Source organism: Pseudonocardia sp. NPDC049635 (genome assembly GCF_040659795.1).
Classification (GTDB): domain Bacteria; phylum Actinomycetota; class Actinomycetes; order Mycobacteriales; family Pseudonocardiaceae; genus Pseudonocardia.
Map to the genome: position 1 here is coordinate 1 of NZ_JBFAON010000015.1, position 25,930 is coordinate 25,930.

Annotated in this window: 32 protein-coding genes and 1 pseudogene; 15 read left to right on the forward strand and 18 right to left on the reverse strand. The window is 72.9% G+C overall.

Features of this window, described 5'->3' with window-relative positions:
- On the forward strand, nucleotides 1-1,141 hold a 1,141-nt coding region (locus AB0J24_RS18155; RefSeq protein WP_358682721.1), incomplete at its 5' end, for a protein rep.
- Between the two features lie 415 nt (nucleotides 1,142-1,556).
- Here AB0J24_RS18155 and AB0J24_RS18160 read toward each other — a convergent pair.
- Nucleotides 1,557-2,213, reverse strand: a complete 657-nt coding sequence (locus tag AB0J24_RS18160) for a class I SAM-dependent methyltransferase (RefSeq protein ID WP_358682723.1) — start codon at nucleotides 2,211-2,213, stop codon at nucleotides 1,557-1,559.
- A gap of 432 nt (nucleotides 2,214-2,645) precedes the next feature.
- Here AB0J24_RS18160 and AB0J24_RS18165 point away from each other — a divergent pair, with 432 nt between their 5' ends.
- Nucleotides 2,646-2,828, forward strand: a complete 183-nt coding sequence (locus tag AB0J24_RS18165; RefSeq protein WP_358682725.1) for a hypothetical protein — start codon at nucleotides 2,646-2,648, stop codon at nucleotides 2,826-2,828.
- Nucleotides 2,829-3,105: 277 nt separating this feature from the next.
- Here AB0J24_RS18165 and AB0J24_RS18170 read toward each other — a convergent pair whose 3' ends face one another.
- Nucleotides 3,106-4,065: a PHB depolymerase family esterase gene (locus AB0J24_RS18170; RefSeq protein WP_358682727.1), complete on the reverse strand. Its 960-nt coding sequence runs from the start codon at nucleotides 4,063-4,065 to the stop codon at nucleotides 3,106-3,108.
- Between the two features lie 307 nt (nucleotides 4,066-4,372).
- Between AB0J24_RS18170 and AB0J24_RS18175 the strand changes: the two genes are divergently transcribed.
- On the forward strand, nucleotides 4,373-5,062 hold the full coding sequence (locus AB0J24_RS18175) for a DUF1345 domain-containing protein (protein WP_358682729.1): 690 nt from the start codon (nucleotides 4,373-4,375) through the stop codon (nucleotides 5,060-5,062).
- A gap of 211 nt (nucleotides 5,063-5,273) precedes the next feature.
- On the opposite strand, the gene AB0J24_RS18180 is transcribed toward AB0J24_RS18175, so the two are convergent.
- A complete protein-coding gene (locus AB0J24_RS18180) occupies nucleotides 5,274-5,897 on the reverse strand; it encodes a LysE family translocator (protein ID WP_358682731.1) in 624 nt (207 codons plus the stop codon).
- Between the two features lie 105 nt (nucleotides 5,898-6,002).
- Here AB0J24_RS18180 and AB0J24_RS18185 point away from each other — a divergent pair, with 105 nt between their 5' ends.
- From AB0J24_RS18185 to AB0J24_RS18205, 5 genes are all read left to right on the forward strand, one after another.
- Complete coding sequence (locus AB0J24_RS18185; RefSeq protein ID WP_358682733.1) at nucleotides 6,003-6,455, forward strand: Lrp/AsnC family transcriptional regulator; 453 nt, start codon at nucleotides 6,003-6,005, stop codon at nucleotides 6,453-6,455.
- A gap of 81 nt (nucleotides 6,456-6,536) precedes the next feature.
- A complete protein-coding gene (locus AB0J24_RS18190; protein WP_358682735.1) occupies nucleotides 6,537-7,334 on the forward strand; it encodes an MBL fold metallo-hydrolase in 798 nt (265 codons plus the stop codon).
- Between the two features lie 56 nt (nucleotides 7,335-7,390).
- Nucleotides 7,391-8,170, forward strand: coding sequence for a GAF and ANTAR domain-containing protein (locus AB0J24_RS18195; RefSeq protein ID WP_358682737.1), 780 nt, complete (start codon nucleotides 7,391-7,393; stop codon nucleotides 8,168-8,170).
- Between the two features lie 171 nt (nucleotides 8,171-8,341).
- Nucleotides 8,342-8,695 (forward strand): hypothetical protein, encoded by a 354-nt coding sequence (locus tag AB0J24_RS18200; protein ID WP_358682739.1) that lies wholly within the window; start codon nucleotides 8,342-8,344, stop codon nucleotides 8,693-8,695.
- Nucleotides 8,696-8,985: 290 nt separating this feature from the next.
- Nucleotides 8,986-9,393, forward strand: a complete 408-nt coding sequence (locus AB0J24_RS18205; RefSeq protein WP_358682741.1) for a hypothetical protein — start codon at nucleotides 8,986-8,988, stop codon at nucleotides 9,391-9,393.
- A gap of 76 nt (nucleotides 9,394-9,469) precedes the next feature.
- Here AB0J24_RS18205 and AB0J24_RS18210 read toward each other — a convergent pair whose 3' ends face one another.
- The 3 genes from AB0J24_RS18210 to AB0J24_RS18220 are packed head-to-tail and all read right to left on the reverse strand — an operon-like array spanning nucleotide 9,470 to nucleotide 12,752.
- Nucleotides 9,470-9,658 carry a hypothetical protein gene (locus AB0J24_RS18210; RefSeq protein ID WP_358682743.1) on the reverse strand — a complete coding sequence of 63 codons (189 nt, stop codon included), beginning with the start codon at nucleotides 9,656-9,658 and terminating at the stop codon, nucleotides 9,470-9,472.
- Nucleotides 9,655-12,201 carry a cation-transporting P-type ATPase gene (locus tag AB0J24_RS18215; RefSeq protein ID WP_358682745.1) on the reverse strand — a complete coding sequence of 849 codons (2,547 nt, stop codon included), beginning with the start codon at nucleotides 12,199-12,201 and terminating at the stop codon, nucleotides 9,655-9,657. The genes AB0J24_RS18210 and AB0J24_RS18215 overlap by 4 nt, the downstream gene beginning before the upstream one ends.
- The gene (locus tag AB0J24_RS18220; RefSeq protein ID WP_358682747.1) at nucleotides 12,198-12,752 is read right to left on the reverse strand and encodes a Chromate resistance protein ChrB; all 555 of its coding nucleotides are present in this window, start codon (nucleotides 12,750-12,752) and stop codon (nucleotides 12,198-12,200) included. Before AB0J24_RS18220 ends, AB0J24_RS18215 begins: the two co-directional genes overlap by 4 nt.
- A gap of 89 nt (nucleotides 12,753-12,841) precedes the next feature.
- On the opposite strand from AB0J24_RS18220, the gene AB0J24_RS18225 reads away from it, so the two are divergent.
- Together AB0J24_RS18225 and AB0J24_RS18230 are read left to right on the forward strand one after the other, a co-directional pair.
- Entirely contained in the window at nucleotides 12,842-13,786 is a 945-nt protein-coding gene (locus AB0J24_RS18225; RefSeq protein WP_358682749.1) for an aldo/keto reductase, read from the forward strand.
- A gap of 201 nt (nucleotides 13,787-13,987) precedes the next feature.
- The gene (locus AB0J24_RS18230) at nucleotides 13,988-14,830 is read left to right on the forward strand and encodes a hypothetical protein (RefSeq protein WP_358682751.1); all 843 of its coding nucleotides are present in this window, start codon (nucleotides 13,988-13,990) and stop codon (nucleotides 14,828-14,830) included.
- On the opposite strand, the gene AB0J24_RS18235 is transcribed toward AB0J24_RS18230, so the two are convergent.
- From AB0J24_RS18235 to AB0J24_RS18280, 10 genes are all read right to left on the reverse strand, one after another.
- Nucleotides 14,827-15,426, reverse strand: coding sequence for an alkaline shock response membrane anchor protein AmaP (locus tag AB0J24_RS18235; RefSeq protein ID WP_358682753.1), 600 nt, complete (start codon nucleotides 15,424-15,426; stop codon nucleotides 14,827-14,829). The two genes, AB0J24_RS18230 and AB0J24_RS18235, sit on opposite strands and share 4 nt — an antisense overlap.
- The gene (locus AB0J24_RS18240) at nucleotides 15,426-15,965 is read right to left on the reverse strand and encodes a DUF6286 domain-containing protein (protein ID WP_358682755.1); all 540 of its coding nucleotides are present in this window, start codon (nucleotides 15,963-15,965) and stop codon (nucleotides 15,426-15,428) included. The genes AB0J24_RS18235 and AB0J24_RS18240 overlap by 1 nt, the downstream gene beginning before the upstream one ends.
- Nucleotides 15,962-16,411: an Asp23/Gls24 family envelope stress response protein gene (locus tag AB0J24_RS18245; protein ID WP_358682757.1), complete on the reverse strand. Its 450-nt coding sequence runs from the start codon at nucleotides 16,409-16,411 to the stop codon at nucleotides 15,962-15,964. The genes AB0J24_RS18240 and AB0J24_RS18245 overlap by 4 nt, the downstream gene beginning before the upstream one ends.
- Nucleotides 16,412-16,418: 7 nt before the next feature.
- Nucleotides 16,419-16,622, reverse strand: a complete 204-nt coding sequence (locus AB0J24_RS18250) for a hypothetical protein (protein WP_358682986.1) — start codon at nucleotides 16,620-16,622, stop codon at nucleotides 16,419-16,421.
- Nucleotides 16,623-16,688: 66 nt separating this feature from the next.
- A complete protein-coding gene (locus AB0J24_RS18255) occupies nucleotides 16,689-17,165 on the reverse strand; it encodes a hypothetical protein (RefSeq protein WP_358682759.1) in 477 nt (158 codons plus the stop codon).
- A complete protein-coding gene (locus AB0J24_RS18260; protein ID WP_358682761.1) occupies nucleotides 17,162-17,632 on the reverse strand; it encodes an Asp23/Gls24 family envelope stress response protein in 471 nt (156 codons plus the stop codon). The genes AB0J24_RS18255 and AB0J24_RS18260 overlap by 4 nt, the downstream gene beginning before the upstream one ends.
- Nucleotides 17,633-17,818: 186 nt before the next feature.
- A complete protein-coding gene (locus tag AB0J24_RS18265; protein WP_358682763.1) occupies nucleotides 17,819-18,292 on the reverse strand; it encodes a hypothetical protein in 474 nt (157 codons plus the stop codon).
- A gap of 138 nt (nucleotides 18,293-18,430) precedes the next feature.
- Complete coding sequence (locus AB0J24_RS18270) at nucleotides 18,431-19,273, reverse strand: class I SAM-dependent methyltransferase (protein ID WP_358682765.1); 843 nt, start codon at nucleotides 19,271-19,273, stop codon at nucleotides 18,431-18,433.
- A 129-nt stretch (nucleotides 19,274-19,402) separates the two neighbouring features.
- Complete coding sequence (locus tag AB0J24_RS18275) at nucleotides 19,403-19,963, reverse strand: L,D-transpeptidase (protein WP_358682767.1); 561 nt, start codon at nucleotides 19,961-19,963, stop codon at nucleotides 19,403-19,405.
- 295 nt (nucleotides 19,964-20,258) lie between these two features.
- Entirely contained in the window at nucleotides 20,259-20,582 is a 324-nt protein-coding gene (locus AB0J24_RS18280) for a putative quinol monooxygenase (protein WP_358682769.1), read from the reverse strand.
- Nucleotides 20,583-21,055: 473 nt separating this feature from the next.
- Between AB0J24_RS18280 and AB0J24_RS18285 the strand changes: the two genes are divergently transcribed.
- The 5 genes and pseudogenes from AB0J24_RS18285 to AB0J24_RS18305 all read left to right on the forward strand — a co-directional run.
- On the forward strand, nucleotides 21,056-21,580 hold the full coding sequence (locus AB0J24_RS18285; RefSeq protein WP_358682771.1) for a PadR family transcriptional regulator: 525 nt from the start codon (nucleotides 21,056-21,058) through the stop codon (nucleotides 21,578-21,580).
- A gap of 59 nt (nucleotides 21,581-21,639) precedes the next feature.
- Nucleotides 21,640-22,044 (forward strand): hypothetical protein, encoded by a 405-nt coding sequence (locus tag AB0J24_RS18290; protein WP_358682773.1) that lies wholly within the window; start codon nucleotides 21,640-21,642, stop codon nucleotides 22,042-22,044.
- Between the two features lie 49 nt (nucleotides 22,045-22,093).
- The gene (locus AB0J24_RS18295; RefSeq protein WP_358682775.1) at nucleotides 22,094-22,726 is read left to right on the forward strand and encodes a class I SAM-dependent methyltransferase; all 633 of its coding nucleotides are present in this window, start codon (nucleotides 22,094-22,096) and stop codon (nucleotides 22,724-22,726) included.
- A 2-nt stretch (nucleotides 22,727-22,728) separates the two neighbouring features.
- Nucleotides 22,729-23,133 (forward strand): hypothetical protein, encoded by a 405-nt coding sequence (locus AB0J24_RS18300; protein ID WP_358682777.1) that lies wholly within the window; start codon nucleotides 22,729-22,731, stop codon nucleotides 23,131-23,133.
- A gap of 383 nt (nucleotides 23,134-23,516) precedes the next feature.
- A pseudogene (locus AB0J24_RS18305) lies at nucleotides 23,517-23,897 on the forward strand (transglycosylase family protein); the annotation flags it as partial.
- Between the two features lie 99 nt (nucleotides 23,898-23,996).
- Here the strand turns inward: AB0J24_RS18305 and AB0J24_RS18310 are convergent.
- Nucleotides 23,997-25,004, reverse strand: a complete 1,008-nt coding sequence (locus tag AB0J24_RS18310) for a TIGR03617 family F420-dependent LLM class oxidoreductase (protein ID WP_358682779.1) — start codon at nucleotides 25,002-25,004, stop codon at nucleotides 23,997-23,999.
- On the reverse strand, nucleotides 25,004-25,888 hold the full coding sequence (locus AB0J24_RS18315) for an alpha/beta hydrolase (RefSeq protein ID WP_358682781.1): 885 nt from the start codon (nucleotides 25,886-25,888) through the stop codon (nucleotides 25,004-25,006). The genes AB0J24_RS18310 and AB0J24_RS18315 overlap by 1 nt, the downstream gene beginning before the upstream one ends.
- Between the last annotated feature and the right edge of the window lie 42 nt (nucleotides 25,889-25,930).

Here is a 25,930-nt window from a genome sequence, read left to right on the forward strand (position 1 = left end):
CCCGCTCTGCCATCCGATCGCGATCAGCGGGGTCACCCTGGACCTGGTGACCGGCACCGGTGACACCACCGGCCGGGTCGAGATCCGGGCCATGAGGCTGAGGCGGTCGCTGTGGGAGTGGTCCTCGCAGAAGCGGCAGCGCAAGTGCGGCCGGGTGCCGTTCCGCACCGGTGGTGGTGCGGTGGTCCGGTGTTCGGAGACCGAGGACGGTCGTCGGGCCGGGATCTCGGGGCTCCAGTCCTGTGGCTTGTGGACCTGTCCGCAGTGCTCTCGCAAGATCTCTGCGGAGCGGGCTCAGGAGGTGGCGGCGGTGCTGAGGGCCGCTGCCAGCAAGCAGTGCTCGGTCTCGTTCGTGACCCTGACTTTTCAGCACCGGGCCGGGACGCCGTTGCGGGCGTCCTGGGATGCCCTGACCACGGCCTGGCGCTCGGTGTCCTCCGGTGGCGCCTGGACCAAGGATCAGCAGAGGTTCGGGGTGGTCGGGTGGTTGCGGGTCGTGGAGCTGACGCACGGCGCCAACGGCTGGCACGTCCACTGCCACGCGATGATCGTGTTCGACGGTCTGGTGTCCCCAGAGCTCCAGGAGGCTCTGGGGGACCGGATGTTCGGTCGCTGGGAGAAGGGCCTTGCCCGGAAGGGTTTCACCGCCGTGGCGGAGCGGGGCGGCCTGGACGTCCGCCCGGTGGAGCTGACGGTCGAGTCCATCGAGTCCCTGGCCGTCTATGTCTCCAAGGCAGCGATGGAGGCGGTCAACGCCGCCGGGAAGGTCGCCCGCAGCGGCGGGAACCGTTCACCGTTCCAGATCCTTCGTGACGCCGTGGCCACCGGCAACGCCGATGACATCGGGCTCTGGTGGGAGATCGAACAGGCCTCCGCCGGCCGGAAGAAGATCACCTGGTCCACCGCCCTGAGGGACTGGGCGGGTCTGCATCGTGAACGTACCGAGGAGGAGATCGTGGCCGACGACCAGCACGGAGAAGATCAACTAGTGCTTCCCCCGGAGACCTGGGCCCGGGTCCAGCACGAAGCCGAGGACCTCCTGGAGATCATCGAGGACGAAGGACTCCCCGGCGCCGAACGCTGGCTCAGATCACGAGGACTGGCCTACCGGCTCGTACCAACGCATCATGAGCTACAGTAACCCTCGTCCGGGGATGTTTCCCCAGGTCGCGGCTCATGATCATCTCGCAGGCTCGTAATGCGTAGGTCGCGGGTTCGACTCCCGCAGGCGGCTCCGCCAAATCCCCTGGTAGCAGCGCTACCGGGGGATTTCTGTTGCTCGGGGTCGAGTCGCTACGTACCCCGCGCTCGCCTGGACTCCCGGCGAGAGAAGATGACGGGGGACGATACGCGCGTCGCTGATCGGGACGTGCAGCAGGTGTGGGCCCAAGGACGCGCGGACGCCGGAGGACCTCCAGCTTCCGGCACTGATCCTGGGGCGCACCAGCGAGGAGATGGTGGCCAGCGGTTGATCGTGAGCGTGCGGACGGTGCGCCGTCGCCTTGCTCGCGTCCTGGGCCTCCTTGTTGTCGACAACCGCTTCGCCGCGTGCCCCACTAGCGAGCTTCCTGACGCATCAGCAGGTAGCCGGCCGGGGGCTTGCCTGGGGCGGGCGCAACGATGCGCATGCGCCCGAGCTCGTGGAAGCCACGAACGTGCAGTACGTCGCCGAGCGCGCCCAGGTTCCACAGGTAGGCGGGCGACGCCTTGTGGTCGTACGGGACCCAGCCATCGGCGCCTGCGGTGTCGGTTACCTGCACGCCGACGAGGAGCGGCCCGCCCGGCTCGATCGCTCGGGCGAACTCGGCCACGACCTGGGGCAGGAGGTCCGGCGGTGTGTGGATCAGCGAGAAGCCGGCCAGGATGCCGGCGACCGACTGGTCCGGTGCTCCCAGATCGAGCATGGAGCCGACCTCGTAGCGCAGGTCGGGGCGACGTCGACGGGCAATCCTGATCATGGCCGGCGACAGGTCGATCCCGTAGGCCCGGACGCCGGCTCGATCCAGGTGGTCGGTCCACTGGCCGGGTCCACAACCGGCGTCGAGCACGGCGTTCTCGGACCCGCCCGCGCGGACGAGACGAGCGAAGGCGTCGACCATCGCTGTGCAGAAGGCGTCTGTGACGAGGTCACCCCTCTGCACCATCTCGTCGTAGAGCTCGGCGACATCGTCGTAGTCTCGACGTGTCCGATCGACCGCCTCCGGCTCGCTCATGTGGCGGACGATAGACAGGGGCTCCGACACTTACGCGTCGGCCGGCTCGCAGCGTGCAGCCTGCTGGTGCCGCCGCCGGGAGGTTCCCGAGGCTCCCCTGCCCGCGAAGCGGTGCGGCGTCCCGGGTGTATCGGTGGCCGCTCCGACTCTCGGCTTCGACGACTGGACGAGTCGTTCGCCCGTCGTTGTGGTCGGGAGCGAACCGACTGCCGGGACGGCCCAGCAGCGGTGTGAACAGCGCCCTCGGCGCGCCAGGGGGTGCCGGAAGAAGGTTCAGCATCTGAAGATGCCCAGGCGGCCGTACCGGCGTGTCTTTCGACAACTCGAAAGATGGTACGACCAACACTCGACCCGTGGACCCGGAGGAGCTCGCCGAACTCGCCCGTCTCCTCGCTCGTCCGCTCGATGAACTGTCCGACGAGGACCTGGTCCGTGCGGTGCGTCTGGCCGACGCCGACCGGGACGCGGCGAAGGAGCGGGTCGGTCGGCTGCTGGCTGCCCTCTACCAGCGCGAGCGCCTCCTCCTGGCCGCAGCTGGGCGAGAAGACCGGGATCCCGTTCGGCACCGCGCACGGCCTGGCCAGGCCCTACGTCCAGCGCGACGAGTCGCCCTGATGAGGCGCGGTCGCACTCCTGCCCGGGCACGATCGCCGAGGTAGGGGCGGCACATCGCGTCGTCGCCGAGCAAGCTGGACCGACGGCGAGTGCATCGGCCACGGCTCGACGGAGCAGGATTCGGAGCTCGACGCCGCCGAGTTCGCGGTGAGCCGGTTCCGGGCCCACCGCACAACACCCGGCCCGGTGCCGACGACACCGGCGAGGCGGGCTCACCCCACAGGGTGGCAGCAGTGCTGAACCGGAAGCTGCCGGACGGATCCGGTGGGGGCACATGTCACCGCAGCGGCCGCTGCGACGCGAACTCCCAGACGATCGTCGACAGGTCGGGCCCGGCCCGGTCGGTGAAGGTCCCGGACGCCCGCGGCCCGGACCAGGTGTGCCCCATCCCCTCGACCAGGTACGAGTCGACGGTCGCCTGACCTGGGACCCGATGGCTGGTGCGGGTGTAGGGGTGGGCGCCGGGCGGCTCGACGCGTTCGACGTCGTGCGGTGTGGTGTCGACCTCGGGTCGGCCGGTCGCGATGAGCGACCCGAGCACCAGCCACTGGTGCACCAACCGCTCGGCCATGATCGGCGGCACGACCTCGTCCTGGTCACCCTGCACGACGATCATCGGAACCGGCCGGGCTCGCGGGCCCATCTCCTCCAGCGCGAGCTGCGCGGTGTCGACGGGTGTGACGGCGTCCAGGTCGTGCTCGGCCAGGTGGAAGCGGTACTCGCCGCCGGCCACCGAGGTCACGGTCGCGACCAGATCCGGGTAGGTGGCGCCGAGGATCACGGCGGTCCCCGCGCCGGAGGACGCGCCCGCCACGTGCACCCGGGTGGGATCGGCGCCGTACTCGTCGATGACCTGCCGGATGGCCCCGGCGATCAGCTCGGGTTCGCCCCGCCCCCGCTCCTGGTGGTCGGGGGACAACGAGTTCCAGCACAGGTAGCCGTTGCGCAGCAACGACTGGGTCGGGTACACGACGAGGAATCCCGCGCGGTCGGCGAGGTCGTCGAACCGGGTCATCGACTTCATGGAGTTCAGCCCGTAGCCGGTCATGCCGCAGCCGTGGATCGCCACCATCACCGGCATCGGCCGGTCGGGCCGCCAGGACGGCGGGGCGTGGACCTGGTACATCAGGCGCCCCTCGGAGCTGGAGTAGCTGCCCAGCCGATCGGCCCCCGCCGCCGGGCCCCGTGACGTGGCCGTACCGGCGGCGACGATGCCGGCCAGGGCCAGAACCGCCACGGCCACCACCGCCACGAGGCGTACCAGGCGACGTCGATCCGTGCCGCCACCGGGCCCGTTCCCGTCCGCCACCGGGAGATCCGAGCTCACCGGAACCACCCCTTCCAGTCGGTCGGAGCCCAGTACAGGCCGTGCCGCTACGGCATGGTCAAACCCCGAGCCGGCCCGCCGGCAGCGTGGTCTGGCCGGCCCGCCGGCGGTGTGGTCTGGCCGGCCCGCCGGCGGTGCGCTCCACGCGACACTCGGGCTAGCGTTCCGCGCAACTCGGCCGCAGGCTCCGCCCCGGCCGACCGGAGGAGGCTGCGCGATGTCGGACGGGTTGGCCCGGTTCTGGTTGCCCGAGTGGCGACGCTCGGGAACGAGCACCACTCTCGCCCTGCTCGGCGGAGTCGTGATGATCGTGGTCGCCGAGACGCAGGACACGGGGCTCGCGCTCGTCGACGGCTGGGTGCTGCTCCTGCTCATCTACCTGAGCGCCTACCTGGTGTTGACGACCGCGGCCTTCGTACGGGCGACACCGGCCCAGATCCACGACTGGGCACACCGGGAGAGTCGCGGGACGGTCCTGGAGCGCTACGTGCTGGGTACGGCACCAGGCCCGGGGGCCTCGCTCTTCTTCGCGGGCGTCGCGCTGGCCGTCGCGGTGTTGTGGATGCCCGGGCACGGGGGCGGCAGCCTGCCCGACGGGATCCGGATCGCGGTGGCGGTCGTCCTCATCGTCGTGGGGTGGTTGTGCGTTCTGGTCTCGTTCGCGGTCGCGTTCCACGCGGACGACCTCGTCGAGGACGGTGCAGCCCTGCAGTTCCCCGGGGACGGTGTCCCCGGGTGGGCCGACTACGTCTATTTCGCCGTCTCGGTGATGACCACGTTCGGCACCACCGACGTCACCGTGCTCTCCCGCGAGATGCGCCGGACCGTCACGGTGAACGCGGTGATCGCGTTCGTCTTCAACACGGTCACGATCGCCACGGCGGTGTCGGCGCTGGCCGGCGCCTGATCGGGTGCCCGAGCCCTCCGGCGAGGGGTCGGTCACCGCTTGTCACCGGTCGGGTCGCGGGGCGTAGGCCCGGAGCAGCCCGCCGGCTACCCGGACGGCCGGTCACCGCGTCGTGATCCGGGGAGCCCGCGGCCTGCCGGGCGTGACCGGGCCGCACACCACCCGGAGCGGCGGCCGGTGGCGCAGCGCCTGGTCGCATCACGCACCCGGTTCAGAAGGCGAACTGTCCGAGGAGCAACCCGGCCCCGATCGCGACCATCGCCGCGCCGGAGATCCGCGACACCGTGCGCGTCCAGCCCGGGTGGGCCGACAGGAGCCGCCGGGCGCCCGTCCCGACCGCGAGATACACGACCCCGCAGCAGGCGACGTGGACCGCGCCGAGCACCAGGATCTGCCCGCCGACCGGCCAGCCCCCGGTCGGGTCGGTGAACCGGGGCAACAGGGTCAGGAACAGCAGCAGGGCCTTCGGGTTCAGCCCGCTGGTCCCGGCCCCCTTCACGGCTTGACGCAGCCACGCCCCGCTACCGGGGCCGGCCCCCGGGCCGGGGGCCGCACCGGCCGGGCGGGCCAGCCCGATCGACCCCAGCCAGATCAGGTAGGCGGCACCGACCGCGGTGAGCGCGGTCAGAGTGGCGGGCGAGCTCGCGACCAGCGCGGCGATCCCGGCGGCGACGGCGCCGGTCAGCGCCAGGTGACCGGCGAGCAGCCCGGCGACCGCAGGCAGCACGGTGCGCTGTGCCAGTCCGGCCCCGATCACGTACGCCCAGTCCGCACCCGGGGTGAGGACGAGCAGCAACGACAGCCCCCAGAACGAGACGATCGCCTGCACCGCCATGCCTGCCCCCCCGGTCGGACCTACTCGGGAAACGCTATGGCGGAAGAGCCGGAAGGTGTTTCCAGAGTTGCGCAGGATCCCGACGGTTGAGGGAAGATCTGGGCTGTGGATGCGATCGACCGGAAGATTCTTGCCGAGCTGCAGCGTGACGGCCGGATCACCGTCACCGAGCTGGCCGAACGGGTCCGGCTCAGCGTGTCGCCCTGTCACCGGCGGCTGCGTGCGCTGGAGGAGTCCGGCGCGATCGCCGGGTACCGGGCGCACCTCGATCCCGGGGTGCTCGGTCTGGGTTTCGACTCGCTGGTCTTCGTCACGATGCGTGACGCCGACCGGGCGACCGTCACCGCGTTCGAGGCGGCCGTCGCGGGCATCACCAACGTCGTGCAGGCGCAGCGGCTGTTCGGTGACCCCGACTACCTGCTCCGGGTGATCACCCGGGATCTGTCGGCGTTCCAGCATCTCTACGACGACCGGCTCGCCGCCCTGCCCGGTGTCCAGCGGCTCAGCTCGACGCTGGTGATGAAGAGCGTCGTCGAGGACCGGCCGCTGCCCGTCTGACCGGTGGGATTCGGGTCAGGCCCTCGCGGGAACACCGGGCTCGTGCACCTGGACGACCGACCGCTCTGTCCGCGCTGCGGAGTGCAGTTCCCGCTCGGCGACGGCGCCGGGCCGTGCCCGGTCTGTGTGGACGAGCGCGAGTACGTCGACTGGGCGGGTCAGCGCTGGACCACCCCGGCCCGGTTGCGCGACGAGGGGTTCCGGGGAGAGGTCCGCGAGGAGGTCCCCGGCCTGTGGGGCGTCGGGACGACGCCGGATCTGGGGATCGGGCAGCGGGCCCTGCTGGTACCGGGGGCGGGTGGGAACGTGCTGTGGGACTGCACCGCCCTGCTCGACGACGAGACCGTGGGCCGGGTGCACGAGCTCGGCGGGATCGCGGCGATCGCGATCTCGCACCCGCACTACTACTCGACGATGTCGGCCTGGAGCCGCGAGTTCGGTGACGTGCCGATCCACGTCCACGCGGCCGACCTGGGCTGGGTGCCCCGCGGTGCCGAGGTCGAGCCGTGGAGCGGCACCGAGCACGAGATCCTGCCCGGTCGCGCCCTCGTCCACCTGGGGGTGCACTTCGCCGGCGGCGCGGTGCTGCACTGGGCGGACGGTCCCGACGGGCACGGAGCGGTCTGTGCCGGTGACATCGTGACGGTCGTCCCCGACCGTCGCTGGGTCGGCTTCATGTACAGCTATCCGAACCTGATCCCGGCCCATCCGGACGTGGTGCGCCGCGCCGTCCGGACATTGTCCGGGTACCGCTACCGCTCGCTGTACGGCGCCTGGTGGGGCCACGTCGTGCAGGGGGACGCGCATCCCGCCGTCGTCCGTTCGGCGGCCCGCTATCTGCGGCATCTGGGACTCGACCCGGACTCGGAACGGCGCTGAGCGGTTACGGTCGGGGGTTCGTCCACGCCGAACCCACCGTCCGGAGGAGCCCCGTCGTGCACGATCTCGATCCGGAGGAACTGCATCGGGTGCTGTCGCGCAGTGCGGCCGCCCTGGTCGCCCGGGTGACCGAGGACGACCCGGAGACCGTCCTGACCAGGCTGTGCGCGGCTGCGGTGCTCAACGTCCCGGGTGTCGAGCTCGCCGGGATGACGATGCGCGACCGGGACGGGAGCCTGTCCTCGCACGGCTCCGTCGATCCGCTCGTCGCCGAGCTCGACGCGCTGCAGGTCGAGCTGACCGAAGGCCCCTGCGTGGACGCGGCCCTGACCGGGACGACGACGACCGTGCACGTCGAGGACTTCGCCGTCGAGACCCGGTGGCCGCGGTTCTCCGCGGCGGCCCGCCGGCGCGGGGTGCGTGGCCTGCTGTCGTTCACGATGGCCCCGGCGGAGGTGTCGCCGGGGGCACTGAATCTCTATGCGCGCTCGCCGCACGCGTTCGACGAGACGGCCCGGCTGATCGCGGGGGCGTTCGCCACCCAGGCGGCGATCGCCGTCTACGGAGCCAGGCGGATCGAGGGGCTGGCCGACGCCGTCGAGACCCGGGACGTGATCGGCCAGGCGAAGGGGATCCTCATGGAGCGGTTCACCCTCGACGACCAGGGCGCGTTCGAGTTGCTGGTCCGTTCCTCGCAGGACTCGAACCTCAAGCTCGTCGACGTCGCGCGGTGGCTCACCGCGGAGGCGCGGAGTGCCGCCGCCGGGCGGGGTCCCGCGCCGGCGCCCGCCCGGCGTCCCGGGCCCGGTGTTCGGCGATCCGCCCCGAAAAGGTGAGTAACCATACGGAAAGTAATATGCCGGCACGATGGTGTTGCCGGGTTTGATGGCGACGATTCCGGCCGTTACGTTGTTCGCAGCCGGCACGGGCTCCCCCCTTTCTGTCTGCGTGCCGGCAGGTGCCGGTTCCGCGGACTCGCGGTTCCGTAACTCATCAGGAGAAGAACTGTGCTGAAGAAGAAGGCCGGCCTCGTCGTCGCCGCGTCCGCCGCGGGCCTGCTCGCGCTCTCCCCGCTGGCGTTCGCCGGCAACGACGGCAACGTGATCGACAAGGGCGCCGAGGGCGTCGTCGCGGGCCTGAACGGCAACAACGTCCAGGTGCCGGTCGAGGCGTGCAACAACAACGTCCCGGTCAACGTCCTGGGCGTCCAGGTGCCCGTCGAGGGTGCGGCCGCCGCCAACGGGCTGACCGGTGCCGCCGGTATCGCCGGCGAGGGCAAGGCGCTCTCCGGTGACTCCGCCACCGACCAGTCGGACGCCTGCGCGCAGGAGGCCGGCGCCGGCGACTCGATCGACGACTGATCGCCCGGTAGCTCATCGACGGCGTCCCGGGGCCCTGTGGCCCCGGGGCGCCGTCGTGTCCGGATCCTGCCCCGCGTCCACCGGCTCGGCCGGTTCTGCAGAGAACCGGATCGAGGGAGTATCCACACGTAAAGTAGTTTCGCCACCCGATGGGGTCACGGAAATTGTCTCCGCGGTGGCCGGTGGATAGATTGCAGCGCAGCCGGCACGGGCTCCCCCATTTTGTCAGCGTGCCGACAGGTATCCGGGACCGTCGACGCACGGGCTCGAGACTCATCAGGAGAACAACTGTGCTGAAGAAGGCCGGAATCATCGTCGCGGCGTCCGCCGCCTCCCTGCTCGCGGTCAGCCCGCTGGCGTTCGCCGGCGACTACGCCGCGGAGAGCTCGAAGGACACCTCGAAGGACGCGGAGCGCCACGGCTCGCACGACGGCGGCGCGATCGACAAGAGCGCCGACGGCGGCCTGGTGGGCGCTCTGAACGGCAACAACATCAACGTGCCGATCCAGATCTGCAACAACAACATCCCGGTGAACGTGCTCGGCGGGCAGGTCCCGGTCGACGGGGCCGGGCTGCTGAACGGTCTGACCGGCGCCCTGGGTCTCGGTGGCGAGGCGAAGTCGAAGTCGGGCGACTCGGTCACCGACCAGTCCGACGCCTGCGCGCAGGAGTCCGGATCGGGCGACTCGGTCGGCTGAGCCCCACGTCCTGCCCCCGGTGGCCGATCGGCCACCGGGGGCGGACGTGTGTCCGGGGCCGATCGGTGGTGGCGCTTCAGGGCGCCGAGCGCCGCTGGTCGCGGCGGATCCCGGCCTCGTTCCAGTGGTGTCCCTCCTCGTCGGTGACGGGTACCGGCACCGGCACCGGGCGCCGGTTCTCGTCCATCGCGACCAGGGTGAAGTGGGCGTTCCGGGCCTTGCGACATCGCCGGCCGGCCCGGGACCGGATCGGGCCGGAGGTCACGCAGGCGGTGTGGCGCGGACGGCGCCGGGCCGTGCGCCGCGCGCGTCACGAACCATCTTGCGGACCTCGATCCAGGACACCGCCACGATCGGCACCAGCACCGCCACGAGCCACTGGGCGCCGGTCAGCGGCACCAGTCGCAACGCGTCCCGCAGCGGGGCCACGGTCATGATCACGGCGAGCGACGCGGCCGTCACCACCGTCCACAACGGCAGGAACCGGTTCGAGAGGAGCCCGGCCGACAGCAGCGGGGTGCGCTCGGTCCGCATCACCCACGCCAGGGCGAGATAGCCCGACATCCAGGCCACGAAGGCGAGCGTCTGGGCGGTCGCGCTGTTCGTCCCGGTGAGGGCGGCGACCAGGTAGAGCCCGCCGACCGCGGCGAACAGCGACGCCCCGCCCGCCAGCAGATCGGTCACCAGCGGCCGGTCGAGGAAGCGCTCGGTCCTGCCCTGCGGTCGCCGCTCCATCGCGTCGCGCTCGCTGCGCTCGGCGGCGAACGTCGCCGTGCCCGCGACGTCCATGTACATCTCCAGCACCACGATCTGGATCGGCGCGAACGGGATCGGCAGGCCCGCGGCGACCCCGGCGGCGGCCGTCGCGACCAGACCCGCCTTGCAGGCCAGGTAGTACTTCACGCCCTTGCGCAGGTTGTCGTGCAGCGTGCGCCCCTCGCGCAGCGCGCGGGTGAGGGTGGAGACGTCGTCGTCGGCGAGGACGAGATCGGCGGCGTCGCGGGCGACGTCGGTGCCCGAGGACCCCATCGCGACGCCGACGTCGGCGCGGGCCAGCGCGGGGGCGTCGTTCACCCCGTCACCGGTCACCGCGACGATCTCCCCACGGTCCTGCAGTGCAGTGACCAGCCGCAGCTTGTGGGTGGGTGTCACCCGGGCGAACAGGGTCACCCGGGTGACGGCGTCGGTGAGGGCGTCGTCGTCGAGCAGGTCCAGCTCGGGGCCGGTGAGCAGGGCGTCACCGGGGATCCCCACCCGGGTGGCGATCGCCCGGGCACATGCCGGGTGGTCGCCGGTCACCATCAGGACCCGGATGCCGGCGTGGTGCGCCGCGGCGACCGCGGCGGCCGCTCCCGGCCGGGGCGGGTCGGACAGTGCGACGAACCCGGTGAACTCCAGGTCCCGCTCGGCGTCCTCGACCCGGGCGGGGACCTCCGTCACCGTCGCGGTGGCGACGGCGATCACCCGTAGTCCACGGGCGGCGAGCTGCCCGGCGCGGTCGAGCAGGGCGGGATCGGTCGTGCGGCAGCGGGCGAGGACGGACTCGGGGGCGCCGGTGGTGACCACGCGGTGGTCCGGCAGCACCACCGTCATCGATTCGCGGACCGGGTCGAAGGCGAACCGGTGCACCGGTTCCGGTGGCGGCGGCAGACCACGGTCCCGGGCCGCGACGAGGAAGGCGACGTCGGTCGGGTCGCCCGCCCAACCGCCGTCCGGCTCCGGGGTCGCCTCGGTACAGGCGGCGCCCGCGGCGAGCAGTTCCTCGGTGGTCGCGCCGACCGGCTCGACCTGGTCGACGGCCATCCGGTTCTCGGTCAGCGTGCCGGTCTTGTCGGTCGCGATGACGGTGACCGCACCGAGGGTCTCGGCGGCGCGCAGCCGGCGGACCAGGCCACGGCGGCGGGACAGCCGGTACGCACCGAGCCCCAGCACCAGGCTGATGATGATCGGCAGCTCCTCGGGGACGGTCGCGAACGCCAGTGTCAGCCCGGTCAGCACCATCTCCCGCCACGGCTGCCCACCGAGCACGCCGATCAGCGGAACGAGCACGCTGAACGCGATCGCCAGCGTGGCGAGCGCCTTCGACAGGTCCCGCATCGCCTGTTGCAGCGGGGTGCGCGGCGGTCGACCGGCGACCACCAGCCCGGTGACCGCGCCCAGTTCGGTCGCCGTCCCGGTGGCGACGACCACGCCGCGGGCCCGTCCGGCGACGACGGTGGTCCCGGCGAACGCCAGGTTGGTCCGGTCGCCGAGCGCGGCCGCATCGTCGAGCACCCGACCGGCGTGCTTGGCGGCGGCCACCGACTCACCGGTCAGGGCGGACTCGTCGATCCGCAGGCCCCAGGTCTCGCTCAGCCGGACGTCCGCGGCGACCCGGGTGCCCGTCGACAGCGGCAGCACATCACCGGGGACCAGGTCCTCGGTGGCCACCGAGCGGGTGCGTCCGCCGCGCAGCACCGGTGTGGTCGGTGCGGTGAGCGTCCCGAGCGCGGCGATCACCGACTTCGCGCGGTACTCGGCGAACACCTCGACCAGCACGACCACCACGATGATCGCGACGATGGCGACGGTGTCCTCCATCCGGCCCCAGATGCCGTAGAGCACCGCCACCGCGGCCAGCAGCAGCATCATCGGCTCGGTGATCTCGTCGGTGAGCACGCTGCGGAAGGTGACCCGGCGCGGAACGACCCACCGGTTCGGTCCGTGCTCGGCGAGCCGGGCGGCGGCCTCGTCGTCGCCCAGCCCGACGGCCGGGTCGGTGCCGAGCTGCTCCGCGACCGCGCTCGCGGTGGCGGAGTGCGCGTTCATTCCGCGCGCGGCGGCAGGTCCGGCGCGACACCCTCGGCGCGGTAGACGGCCTCGGTGAAGGCCTCCATCGAACGGCGGCAGCGGTCCAGTGTGGCCTCCGCTTCCTTGAGCCGCTCGTCCGGGAAGAAGTCCCGGGCGGTGATCTTGGCCAGCCAACCGGTCAACCGGTCGATGTCCTGTTCGTTCTCCTCCAGCTCGGCGAACGAGAAGTTGTCGCGCGCCGACTCCTTCTCCAGTTCGGCCAGCAGCGCGCCGGCCCGCTCGGCGAACTCGGCGAACTCCTTGGCCCGCTCGGCGCGGAAGCGGGCGACGATCCCGTCGTCGTCGCGGGCGACGGTCTCCATCGCGTAGGCGGTGCCACCGTGCTCGCGGACGTAGCGGGCCAGGCCGTCGAAGAACTCGCGGTGCGCGTCGGTGCCGGGCAGCACCCACGCGCCGTTCTGCAGGCCGACGGCGCCGGCCGCCCTGGCACGACGCCACAGTGTCACGCGCGGACTCGACGGCGAGGCCGGCAACTGGGCGAGCAGCAGGACCCAGCCCTCGGTTGGCATGGAGGGGACGCTACGGGCGGGGTCAAGCACATGCAACAGGTGTTTCATCGACGGTGGCAGGCCCGGGCCCGGCACGGCAGGCTGTGCCCATGTCCGCCCCCGCGTCCCGGCTCGGCCTCGGACTGGCCGCCGTCGCCCGCCCCGCCTACATCACCTCCGGTCGCGCCGAACGGCTCGGGGACACCCGGGACGTCGAGACCCTGCGGGCGCGCACCCACGAGCTGCTCGACGCCGCGTACGCGGCGGGACTGCGCTACGTCGACGTCGCCCGGTCCTACGGACGCGCCGAGGAGTTCCTGGCCGGCTGGCTGGCCGCCCACCCCGAGATCGACGACGTCGAGATCGGATCCAAGTGGGGCTACCGCTACGTCGGCGGCTGGCGGATGGACGCCGACCGGCACGAGACCAAGGACCACTCGCTGGACGCCTTCACCGAGCAGTACGCGCTGACCGGGGAGCTGCTGGGGGACCGGCTCGGGATCTACCACGTGCACTCGGCGACCCTGGACACCGGCGTGCTCGACGACGCCCGGGTGCACCGCGCACTCGCGCACCTGCGCGACCGCGGCATCCGGGTCGGGATCTCCACCTCCGGTCCCGCACAGGCCGACGCGGTGCGCCGCGCTCTCGAGATCGAGGTGGACGGCGAGCCGTTGTTCACCTCGATCCAGTCCACCTGGAACCTGCTCGAACCTTCGGTCGGGCCCGCACTGGCCGAGGCCGCCGACGCCGGCGCCCGGGTGATCCTCAAGGAGGTGTTCGCGAACGGGCGGTTGGCGCCCGGTGGTGACGCCGCCGCCGTCGCGCTCGCCGACCGGTTCGGCGTCCCGGCGGACCGGCTCGCCGTCGCCGCGGCACTGGCGAACCCGTGGGCGTGGCGGGTGCTGCTCGGCCCGGTGGACACCGCACAGCTCGCCAGCAACGTCGCCGGTGCGGAGTGGACGGTCCCGGCCGGTTCGACGGACGAGCTGGACGCGCTCGCCGAACCGGCACGGCAGTACTGGTCGGCCCGGTCGGCCCGCCCCTGGTCATGACCCCGCCGGTCCCCGATCGGGGGAGACCGCCGCGCTGCGAGCCGGTGCCGCGTTTCCCGTGGGACGGACGCTCGTTTACCTTCTAGTCACCTGACGGCCGACGTTCCGACGCCAGTCCTGCGCCTCCCGTTCCCCGAGCGATGCGGAGCCACGCGGACGCGGCAGCGGTGCGAATGTCCCGGCCGCGCAGAAGGAGGGGACATGACCGCCCAGCACCACATGACGCGCAGCGCCGACGAGGACCCGGCGACCGAGGTGATCCCGCGGTTCGACGAGCGCGCGGCGGGCGCCGCCCCGACGGGTGCCCGGGCGGCTGCACCCGCCGAGCCGTCCCCGGCGGTGCAGCCGGCCACCGGCGGGCCGCACCTGGCCCTGCTGCGGCCCGCGCGGGTGGTGGCCGTCACCGGGGCGATCGCGGCGTTGCTGGCGATCGCCCACTTCGGTGCCGCCGTGTACGGGATCGGCCGCCCCGGGTTCGAGATCCCGGGGCCGATCCGGCTCGGCAACGAGCTGAACATCTCCACCTGGTTCAGCTCGGCGATGCACCTCGGGAACGCCGCGATCCTCGCGCTCATCGCGGCGACCTCGGTGCGCCGGGAGCGCTGGCGGTGGATCCTGCTGAGCCTGGCCTGCGCGGTCGTGGCGATGGACGAGACCGCCGCGAACCATGAGCAGATCGGCTGGATCATCCACACCACGTTCGGCACCAGCGGCCTGCTGACCTACGCGTGGATCATCCCGGCGTCGGTGCTGGTGCTCGTCGTCGCCGCGCTCTGCCTGCCGATGCTGCTGCGTCGTCCGGGCAGCTGGACCGTGGTCGCCGGTGCCGCCGTGTTCCTGTTCGGCGCGGTCGGCCTGGAGGCCGTGGGCGGGCTGGTGTTCGAGCAGACCGGCGACGTGCACGCGTTCGGCTACAACCTGCTGGCCGGCGCCGAGGAGACCTGCGAGATGGCCGGTCTGGTGATCGCGATGGCCGGGCTGCTGCGGATGGCGGGCGGCAGCGGCCTGCGGATCGCCGGGACCTTCGTGGACGGCTCCCGCTAACCGACCCGCGCGGCCCGCTTCGCCTCCACCAACCGCAGCACCAGCTCGGTCCGTGCGCCGTCGGCGCCGAGCGCGGAACGCAGCCGGGGCAGTGCGTGGTCGTCGATCAGCCCGCGCAGCGCGGCCAGGTCTGCTCCGGTCTCCGCCGTGACGTCCAGGTACACCTCCGGGCGCGTCCGGTCGCCGGTGAGCACGGCGGCGGCCCGCTGGACCCCGTCGTAGGACTCGACGTCGGCGGCGAGCGCGGCGGCGGCATGATCGGAGTGCAACCGGGTGCTGCCGGCGTCACGGCCGGCGACCTGGGCCGCGGGAAGTCCCCATCGGGTGGTCCGCGGCCGGCGCCGAGCCTGGGCCAGCAGCCAGCGCAGCGCCAGCAGCCCGACGACGACGGCGGCCGCCAGCGTCACCCACGGCACCCACGCCGGTGGGTCGAGCGCGCCGGGCAGCAGCGGCACGGAGGGATCGAGCCCGGGCAGCAGCGACCGCAGCGCCCCACTGCCGAACGCGAGTCCGGCCGCACCCGCCACCAGCAGCACCAGGCCGATGAGCAGCAGCAGGCTCCGGTTGAGGCGGGCCGGGGGGTTCGCGGCGGCCATCACGACTCCTTCGTTCCGGTGACCTTCACCCGGACCCGCGGGCTGCGGGCCGGGCCGATCTCGGCGAGCCGCTCGGACACGGCGTCCCGGACCGCGGTGCGCAGTGCCGCCGCGTCGCCGAAGCTCGCGTGCGCCGAGACCGACGCCTTCCGCCGGGAGCTCGACACGGACGCCCGGGTGATCCCGTCGACACCGGTGGCCGCGTGGGACAGCGCCCGGTCAAGGCTGCGCCGGGTGATCCCGGTGTCGGTGACGCCGGCGCCGTCCCGATCGGCCAGCGGCAGCACCGTGGGGGTACCGGGACGGAGCGCGACGACGACCAGCACCAGCCCGACGAGCGCGAGCGCCCCGCAGAGAGCGAGGAACGCGACGTCGGCGCCGGTCAGACCGGCGGCGAGCGCGTTCAGCTCGGCGAAGGGCAGCACCGGGGGCTGCCCGAGCAGGTGTTGCACGACGGCGACCGCCAGCAGCACGCACGCCGCCAGCAGCACGAGCGCGACCAGTGAGGCGGCGACCGAGCGGCGGGGATGGCGGATCATGCGAGATCCCTCCCCGCCGACGCAGGCCGCGGGTGGGTCAGCGCGGAGACCTCGATGTCCACCCTGGCGACCCCCAGACCGGTCAGCGACTCCACCTGCCGCACGACGTGTGCGCGGGCCCGATCGCAGGTCGCGGCGACCGGGGACGGGTAGGTGACGGAGATCCGGGCGTCGAGCCGGACCGACCGGCCGGACACGGTGGCGGTCACCCGCGGGCGGCCGCCTGCTTCGTCGCGGCCGAGCATCCGGTCGACGGTCCCGGACGCGCCGCCGACCCCGTCGGTCTCGGCCAGTGCGGCGGCCGCGATCTTCTCGACGACCTGGTCGGCGACGTCGAGCCGGCCACGCCGCTCGGCCTCCGGGCCGGCGCCGGGTTCGAGCACCCGGGTCGGGCTGTCGTCGGGTTCGGGCGGAGCCGCGGACGACTCCGGGGCGGTGGCGGTCACGACGGGTTCACCGGACCCGGTCGGAGCCGCGCCCGGTCAACCCGGAGCGCTCCGAGAGCTCGGTGAGGTCGAGTCCGCCGTCCAGCCAGCGCCCGGCGAGCAGACCGATCGCACCCAGCACGAGTGCGACGACGAACCCGCCGAACCCGCCGACCACCCCGGCGATACCGAGGAGCAGGCCGGCGAGCAGGCCGATCTGGGTGTTGGTGATGAGAGGCATCGCGGTCACGTCCTTCACAAGTGGGTGGAACCGGCTGGACGGAGCTCCGGTGGCGGTTCAGCCGCGGTCCGCGGGCGGGTGCTCGATCTGACCGGTGGCCGGTACCGCACCCGAGGTGCGGGCCGGTGCGGGCTCGGCGGTGCCGGTGGGATCGGCCGGTCCGGTGTAGTCGCCGACCACCACGTCCACCCGTGCCGCCCCGACCAGCGGGCGCAGGGCGGTGCGGACCTGGGTGGCGATCTCGTCGACCGTCGCCGGATAACGGCCGACCACGTGGATCTCCACGGTGCTGATCCCGGTCGTGCTGATCCCGGTCGTACTGATCCCGGGCGTGCTGATGCCGGCCGGGCCGGTCCCGGCCGGATCGTCATCGGGTGTGGACCGCAGACGGACACCGCTGATCCGGCGCCCCGGCAGGTAGGTGGCGACCTCGCCGAACCGGCCGCCGTGCAGCCGGGCCACCGCGGGGCAGCTCAGCGTGGCAGCGGCGATCCGGTCGGCGACGGTTCCGGCCGCGGTGGTCGGGGCGTTCACGCCACCCGCGACGAGTTGTCGATCCGCTTGGTCTCCTTGGCCTCGTCGTGGTCGTCGTCGGACGGGAGGTGCACGTCGTCCACCGAGATGTTGACCTCGACGACCTCGAGCCCGGTCATCCGCTCCAGGGCGGAGATGACGTTGCGACGCACGGCCTTCGCCAGGTCGGCGATGGAGACGCCGTACTCCACGACGACGTTGATGTCGACCGCGGCCTGCTTCTCCCCGACCTCGACCGAGACGCCCTGCGAGGCGTTGGTGGTGCCGCCCGGGATGCGCTCGCGCAGCGCGCCGAAGGCGCGGGCCGCGCCGCCGCCCAGAGCGTAGATGCCGTTGACCTCGCGGGCGGCCAGCCCGGCGATCTTCGAGACGACGGTCTCGGCGATCCGGGTGCTGCCGTGCTCGGACTGCAGGGCCGACGGGGTGCCGGCGACGGCGGGGGTCTTCGCGTCGGTGGTGCTGCTCATGGTGTTCACGCCTCCTGATCGTGGCCCGAGATCCGTCGGGCCGGGTGAGGAACCGGATCGGGCCTGGACGTCATCCGGTGGACGACGACCAGCGGATGACAACCAGTGCCCTGTTGATCCGCCCGACACACATGTGAGGGCCCGCAACGGTCGATCCTCACGCGAAGGAGTGAGTGACCGTGGTCACTATCGCGGCGGTAGGCCGATGGTCCAGGCGGAGACCTCGCGCAGCGCCACCTGCCAGCAGGCGGGGTCGACGTAGTTCGGCGCGGCCGCCGCCGTCGGCACGATGAGTGCGTCGGTGAAGTAGATCCAGTGGATGTCCTTCATCGGGATGTCCCGGCCCGGTCGCTCGTCGCCGCGGCCCTCGGCCATGTCGTCGAACATCTCGGCCATCGCCTGGGCCGAGTCGTTGCGCGGGTCGTCGGCGGTGAGGCCGCGCAGCTGGTCGCCGAGGCGGCGCAGCCAGGCCGCCGGATGCACGGCGTTGCCGAACACCAGACCGGCCGGGGTGGCCACGGTGAGCGGGACGCTGTTGCGCTCGTCGCGGTAGGCGACCGAGAGCACCGCCTGCAGGTAGCTGGGCGCGGTGAGCTCCGGGATCGTCACCACCCGCCGGGCGTCGGCCATGCCGGCAGGACCGTCCGCGTCGACCGTCATGGGGCGCAACGCTAACCGCGTTCGCACAGGTCGCGACAGGTCCACGTCGCCCTGACGACAACTGCCGGACGGTGCAGTCGATGACCCGCCGTCCGGGGCAGCCCGGTACTCAGGAACCAGGCGCGGGAACCCGGCCGCTCAGGGGCGGCGCACGCGGGCCGGAGTCCCGATCTCCCCGGTGCGCGGCTGTGGCACCGCGGACGCCCCGCCGACCTGCCCCTGCCGGGCCGACGGCCGGACGACCAGCGAGAACCGTGCCCCGGCGGCTCCGGGCCCCACCCCGGCGACGGTCTCCTGCCTGCGGGCGTCCAGGCCGCGCGCCGCGGCGGCCGCATGCAACCCGTCGTGCACCGCGTCGGCGGTGTTCACCTGGCCGAATCCGCCGCGGTAGTGGTAGGCCAGCAACGCGCCACCGGGCCGCAGCCGGTCCAGCAGGGCCGCGATGCCGACCCGCAGAGTGACCGGCTCCCAGTAGTAGAGGACGTCGCTGCAGACGATCAGGTCGAACGTGCCGTCCGGCATCTCGCGGGGCAGCGTCCGGCGGACGAACGTCGCCGACGGGACCCGGGCGGCCGCCCGCTCCACGGCCGCGGTCGAGATGTCGACACCGAGCAGTGCGTCGGCGTGTCCCGCGAGCCGCACCGACAGATCGCCCTCACCGCAGCCGACCTCCAGGACGCGCCGGAACCGGCGGCCCGACAGCGCGTCCATGACCGCGGCGTACTTCTGCTGCTCGTAGGGGCTCAGCCCGATCGCGTACGGATCCGGGTGCCGGTAGAGCCGCTCGTGCGTGCGTCGTCCCCAGCCGGGCTGCCAGAGCCAGGTCTGGCCCGCCCAGCGTGGGTCCGCGTCGTCCCGGCCGAGCCGGGCGAGACCGCGGACCGGCGCCGCGGTCGCCCGCACCCCCGCGCTGAGCGTGAGCCGGGCGGCCCGGCGGGCGAGCGCGACCGGCGACGGGCGTGCGGTCTGGTCATCAGACATCGGGCGCTCCGGGAGGGGTGGGCACGGCGGTACGTCCGGTGTGTCGCGCCGGGACGGGCGGGGCGTTACCCGGAAGGTCGAGCAACCCCCGATGCGGTGACGGCGCCCGCCCCCCGCACCGGGGCCCGCTCAGCGCATCGCGTCCCGGGCGGCAGCCTCCTCCGCGGCGCTGACGACCTGCACCTGGTCACCGATCTGCAGGTGCTCGAAGTACGCGCGGGCGTCCGCGTCGTCGAGGTGGATGCAGCCGGCCGACGCGCGCTCGGGGTCGCCACCGTGGAAGGCGATGCCACCGTCCTCGAAGAACACCGACCACGGCATCTGCGCCGGCCGGTCGTCGGCACCCAGGAACTCCCCGCTGACGTGGCTCGCCTCCTTGCGGTAGACGCGCAGTGAGTGGCCGACCGGTGTCTCCCGGCCCTGCCCGCCGGACGCGATCGGGACCGGGCCGCGGACCACCTCGCCGTCGGTGATCAGCCACGACTGCTGGGTGTCCAGGTCGACGCAGGCGCTGGCGGTGATCGAGCAGGGGGTGCCGGGCACCAGCGGCTGGGACCAGGCCGCCAGCGCGGCCGGTGAGGCGGCGAGCGCGGTCCCGCCGAGTGCGACGCCGGCGACGGTGGTGATGCCGAGCGCGAGTGCGGCGACGCGGCGGGTCCGCTGCCGGTCGGCGGGGGTGGGGGTGTCCATCCGGGGCTCCTCGTCGGTCCCGCGCCGCCCGGGGTGTGCGGCGCCGTGCGGTCGTCCCCACGCCGGGCGGTTGCCCTGCGCAAAGATCGACTTCGACGGTGAGTCTGCCCGGTCGGTCACCCGCGTCCGCAGCCGGTGCGCTGCTGTCCCGATCGTCCCGTGCCGTCCGATGGCCGGACGGCCCGCCGGCCCGACGGCCCGCCGGCGGCGGCGGCCGGCACGGTGACCGACGCGAGACGCCGGCCCCCCCGTGGCGGGGGGGGGCCGGCGTCTTCGGCGTGCCGTGGCGGGGTCGCTACTGCGGGGTCACCTCGGCCATCTCGTTCCACGCGTCACCGTCGAGGTCCTGGTAGTTGATCTTCGGCTTCTCCGAGACCACGGTGGACATGAAGGGGAAGAACTTCTGGGCGTGATCGGTGTTGACGTGCGCCGTACCGGCGTCGCCGTCACGGAACACCTCCACGATCACGAACTCGTTCTCCTTCTCGCAGTTCTCGAAGTAGTCGAAGGAGATGTTGCCCGGCTCCGAGTTCACGTTCTTCTTGTACTCGGAGATCCCGGACAGCCACTCCTCGCGCTTGTCCGGGCGGATCTGCGCCTTGAGGACGATGAGGATCACGCCGGCCTCCTGTTCACGGTCGTCTGTTCGCGGTCGTCGGGAACGTCGGATGTGATCCTTCCACGGACCGCACCCTCCCGTGCGTCTCAATGCTGGACGCCCGGTGCGCGTCTCCGGCCGGCAGGCCGGGCGCGGATCTCACCGGCGCTGCCGGGCGCCTACCGGGTGGTCGAGGATCCGGCGCCGCCAGCGGCCCGGTCCGTCACCGGGGTACCGCCCGCCCGGTCGGCGACGGCGTCGTCGTCGAGGTGACGCTGTGGCCGGTGATCTCCGGGGCGCAGCCGATGTCCGGGGATCCCGATCGCACCGTCGAGCGAGCCGGGAGGTCCGGCCGGACGGGCGGGCCGTGCTGTGCGGCGACGGGCAGGACCTGGTGGTGGAGCGATCCCGGGCCGGGGTTCCACCCGGCCGCGGCTCGTCCCGGGACCTGGGCAACGAGGCCGCCGCCAACCGGTGAACCTAGGCTGGAGGTCATGACCAGTGCCCGGCTCGGGCTCGCCGAGTGGACGGTGCTCGCCGTCGCCGGCGAACGGCCGGTGCACGGGTTCGCGATCGCCGCGCTCACCGCGGCCGACGGACACCTGGGGCGGGTCTGGCAGATCCCGCGCCCGGTCGTCTACCGGGCGATCGGCAGGCTCGTCGACGCCGGGCTGATCACCGCGGAGGCCGTCGAGACCGGCGGCGGGCCGCCGCGCACCCTCTACACCTCCACCGACGCGGGCCGTGAACACCTGCAGGCCTGGCTGGCCGCGCCGGTCCCGCACGTGCGTGACCTGCGCTCGGAGTTCCTGCTCAAGCTGGCCCTGCTGCACCGGCGCGGTGCGGATCCGGCACCGCTGGTCGCGGCGCAGCGCCGTGAGCTGGAACCGATCGTCGACGCGCTGCGCAGCGAGCAGGACGGTGTCGAGCGGGGTGGAGCCGACGACTTCGACCGGATGCTCATCGCCTGGCGGCGGGTCTCGGCGGAGGCCGCGCTGGCGTTCCTCGACGAGATGTGAGCGCGGCCGGACCCCCCGGTGCCCGGATGCTCCGCGCCCGGAGCGGGTATGCCGGGCGTATGTCCCGACGTGACCTGACCTGGATCCCGCGCCTGCTCGGTGCGGCCACCGCCGCCTACGGCGCGGCGATCACCGCCAAGCCAGAGCTGTTCCTGCGGCCGACGAGGCTGGTCGGCGACGGTGGGGAGCCGACGTCCGAGCAGCGCACGTTCACGATGGCGGTCGGCGGCCGGGACCTCGTGTCCGGCCTGGCGATGCTGACCGCCCCGGCGGGCACGCCGCTGAGGACGGCGATCGCCGTCCGGGTCGGCGCGGACGTCGCCGACCTGGCCGTGCTCGGCTCCCGGTTGCCCGACCGCGACGCCCGGGAGAAGGCGACGATGGTCGCCGCGGGCTGGGGCGCACTCTGTGCGCTGTCCCTGCTCGCGGCGGACCGCCCGGGCAGGCGGCTGTTCCGGCGCTGACGACCACCCGGCGTATGACAGCCACGCCGCTCTCCACGATGATCGGCGGATGGCGACGAGTACCGGGGGCGACCCCCACCTGGAACGCGCGTACACGCTGAGCGGCCCGGACGACGCCCGTGCCCTCTACGACGAATGGGCGGCCACCTACGACGCCGACGTCACCGGCGAGGTGCAGGGTTACGTCGCGCCGTCGGTGACGGCCGAGGCGGTCGTGGCCGCCGCCGGGACCGACGGTGAGGTGCTCGACGCCGGCTGCGGCACCGGCCTGGTCGGGGTCGAGCTGCACCGGCGTGGCGTGCGGACGATCGACGGGCTGGACCTCTCACCCGGGATGCTGGCGCAGGCCCGCGCCACCGGTGTCTACCGCGACCTGCGCGAGGCCGACCTGACGGCGGCGCTGGAGCTCCCCGACGACCGCTACGACGTGGTCGTCTGCGTCGGGACGCTGACCCATGCCCACGTCGGGCCCTCGGCGTTGTCGGAGTTCGCGCGGGTGATCCGGCCGGGCGGGTTCCTGGTCGCTACCGTGCTGGACGACGTGTGGGAGTCCGGCGGCTACCGGGCCGAGGTGGACCGGTTGTGCGCCGGCGACCTCGTCGAGGCGGTCTCGATCGAGATCGCCCCGTACCGGTCGGGCCAGCAGGTGGACTGCCGGCTGCTGGTCCTGAGGGTGCGGTAGTGGTGGGTTCGGCGAGCACCGACCGCGGCCCGGTCGTCGGGCGCCGCATCCTGATGGTGCTGCTGGCGCTGACCGCGCTGGTGCACGCCCGGCTGGCCGCCGGCACCGGTGCGGAGGGGCCGTTCCTGGCGGCGCTGGACGGGATCGTCGCCATCGTCGCGGGCGTGGCCCTGGTGATGGTGGTCCGCGGCGCCGACGCCCCGGCGCTGCTGACGGCCGCCGTGGCCGGTGGCCTGGGGGTGGCCCTGTTCCTGGTGCCGGGCCTGGTCGCGGTCGCCGGTGGTGGTTCCTGGACGGCCTGGCTGGACCCGTGGATGTTCGGCGCCCTGCTGCTGGACGCGATGGTGGTCCGGATCGCCGTGTTCACCCTGCGCAAGGTCGGCGATCCGGGGCCGAAGACCCGATGAACGTCTCCGGAATGAAAGTAAGACGAACCGGCGGTTGACCGTTCGTGATCGTGTGATTTCGGCTCTGACCTGCTGTTATGTCTATTCTCGTTATCTCGGTGTGATACGTCACCCGAGCTCGGCTTGACCCGATCTCGGGATATCGGCGACCTTCGATGTCGCTCCCGGCCGTCCGCGGCCGGAGTACGCACCGAAGCGCCGGTACCGCCACGCCAGGACGGCCCCGTCCCATGGTTTCCGGCCAGTCGATCCGTTACGGACGGGACGGGGCCGCGGGCCGCGGGCGCACCGCCCGTGAGACCGGACGTCGCTCCCCGCGTCGGACGGCCCGCCCGGAAAGTCGTGGGTCCGGACCCAGGTGAGAATCCATGAGCAGCACCCGTATGTCCATCCGTGGGCGTTTTGTCGGAACTCTGACCGCCGGCATCCTCGCGGTCGGGGCCCCGCTCGCCCTGGCCGGCACCGCGAACGCCGCCCCCGAGACCTCGACCCCCGTCGCACCGGCCGCCGCGGTCGCGCCGACCCAGTCCGTGCCGACCCAGTCCGTGCCCACCTCGACGTGGGACAAGCTCGCCGAGTGCGAGTCCAGCGGGAACTGGAGCATCAACACCGGCAACGGTTACTCCGGTGGCCTGCAGTTCCTGCCGTCGACCTGGAAGGCCTACGGCGGCACCGGGCAGGCGCACAACGCCAGCAAGGCCGAGCAGATCCGCGTCGCGGAGAACGTGCTCGAGGGCCAGGGCTGGGGCGCCTGGCCGGCCTGTGCCAGCAAGCTCGGCCTGCGCTGAGCCACACGGCACGCTCGATCGACGGGCGGCGACCGGCCACGCCGGCGCCGCCCGTCGTCGTGTGTGCGGAGCCGGTCAGGCGGCGCGCAGCCCGGTGACGACATCGCGGACCAGCGCGGGATCGGCGTCGTAAGGGGTGTTCAGCGAGACCCGGTCGACCAGGTCGCCGTAGCGTGCGACGATCCCGGCCGCCACCTCGTCCGGCGAACCGGAGACCGCGAAGAGATCGAGTACGTCGTCGTCGACGAGATCGGCCATCTCGTCCCACGCCTGCTGCCGGGACAGCCGGTTCAACCGGTCCGCCAGCTCGCCGCGGCCGTGGTGCTCCAGCACCGGCCGGTACGGCGGGGTGGACGCGTAGAACGCGATCTGCCTGCGCACCCCGGCGGCGGCCGCCGCCCGGGCCTGCGGGTCGGCGCCGAGCACCGCGAACACCGGCAGGCACACGTCGAAGCCGTCCAGCCCGCCACCCCGGCCGCGACGCAGCGCGGGCAGCGTGACCTCCGCCAGGTACGACGGCGAGGTCAGCGAGTGCGCGAGCAGGCCGTCGGTGACCCGGCCGGCGACCTCGGTCATCCGTTCCCCGACCGCCGCCAGCATCACCGGTGGCGTGCCGTGCGGGTTCGGACCCGGCGAGAAGAACTCGGTCATCAGGGTGTGCGAGTAGAACTCGCCCTCGTAGCGCAGCCGGTCGCCGGTCGCCCACGCCGCCCAGATCGCCCGCAGCGCCAGCACGAAGTCCTCCATCCGCGCCGCGGGCCTGCTCCACGGCATCCCGAACCGGCGCTCGATGTGCGGGCGCACCTGCGAGCCGAGCCCGAGTTCCAGCCGTCCGCCGGAGACCAGCGTGATGTCGTTCGCCTGGTACGCGAGCGTCATCGGGTTGCGGGCGAAAGCCACCGCGATCGCCGACTGCAACCGGATCCGGCCGGTCGCCCGGGCGGCGAGCGCGAGTGCGACGAACACGTCGTGGGAGGTCTCCGGCACCGAGAGGGTGTCGTAACCGTCCTTCTCCGCCTCGATCGCCGTCTGCTCGGTCTCCAGCGGATCGGCCGAGAAGCCACCGGTGGTGTCGACGCGCACTATCCGTCCCTCCGTTCGGGCACGACCCGGTCGAGCCAGGTCAGCAGGTCGGCGACGATCTCGTCGCGGTTGGTCTCGTTGAACACCTCGTGCCGGGCGCCCGGCCAGATCCGGAGGGTGACGTCGTACAGCCCGGCCGCGGCGTAGCGCTCGGTGATCGGGCGGACGAGTGCCAGGTCCGCGTTGACCGGGTCCTCGTCACCGACGACGACGTAGACCGGCAGCCCGCCGGGGATCCGCTTCAGCGTCGCGACGTCGGCGAGCGGGCGGGCCGCGGCGAACATCGCCCGGGTCCCGGGAAGGTCCAGGCCGAAACCACAGCGGGCGTCGCCGACGTAGGCGTCCACCTGGGCCGGGTCCCGGGAGAGCCACTCGAAGCCGGTGCGCTGCTCGAACGGTGCGTTGAACGACGACAGGTCCAGCGGGCTCGACAGGTCCAGGCCCTGCTCCATGAGATCGAGCGCGGCGGTGCCGGAGAACACCACGGCATCCGGTGGATCGGCGTCGGCGACCAGGAACTGCTGCACCGCGAACGACCCCATGCTGTGCCCGAGCAGCACCAGCGGGACCCCCGGATGCTCCGCCCTGGCGTGTCCCGACAGCAGCCCGATGTCGGTGACGAGCTCACCCCAACCGTGCTCACCGAGCACCCCGTAACCGTCCGGCCCACCCGCCGTCGCCCCGTGCCCGCGCTGGTCCTGGGCGTACACGGCGAAGCCGTGCCCGGTCAGCTTCTCGGCGAGCGCGACGTAGCGCAGCGCGTGCTCACCCATCCCGTGGGTGATCTGGAGGATCCCGCGCACGGCAGGGCCGTCCGGCAGCCACCGGTACGCGGTGACGGCGGTGCCGTCGCGGCCGTCGAGGGTGAAGGTGTCGGTCGTCATGGAGCGCACCGCCGTTGGTGTCGGATCGGACTCGCCGGATCG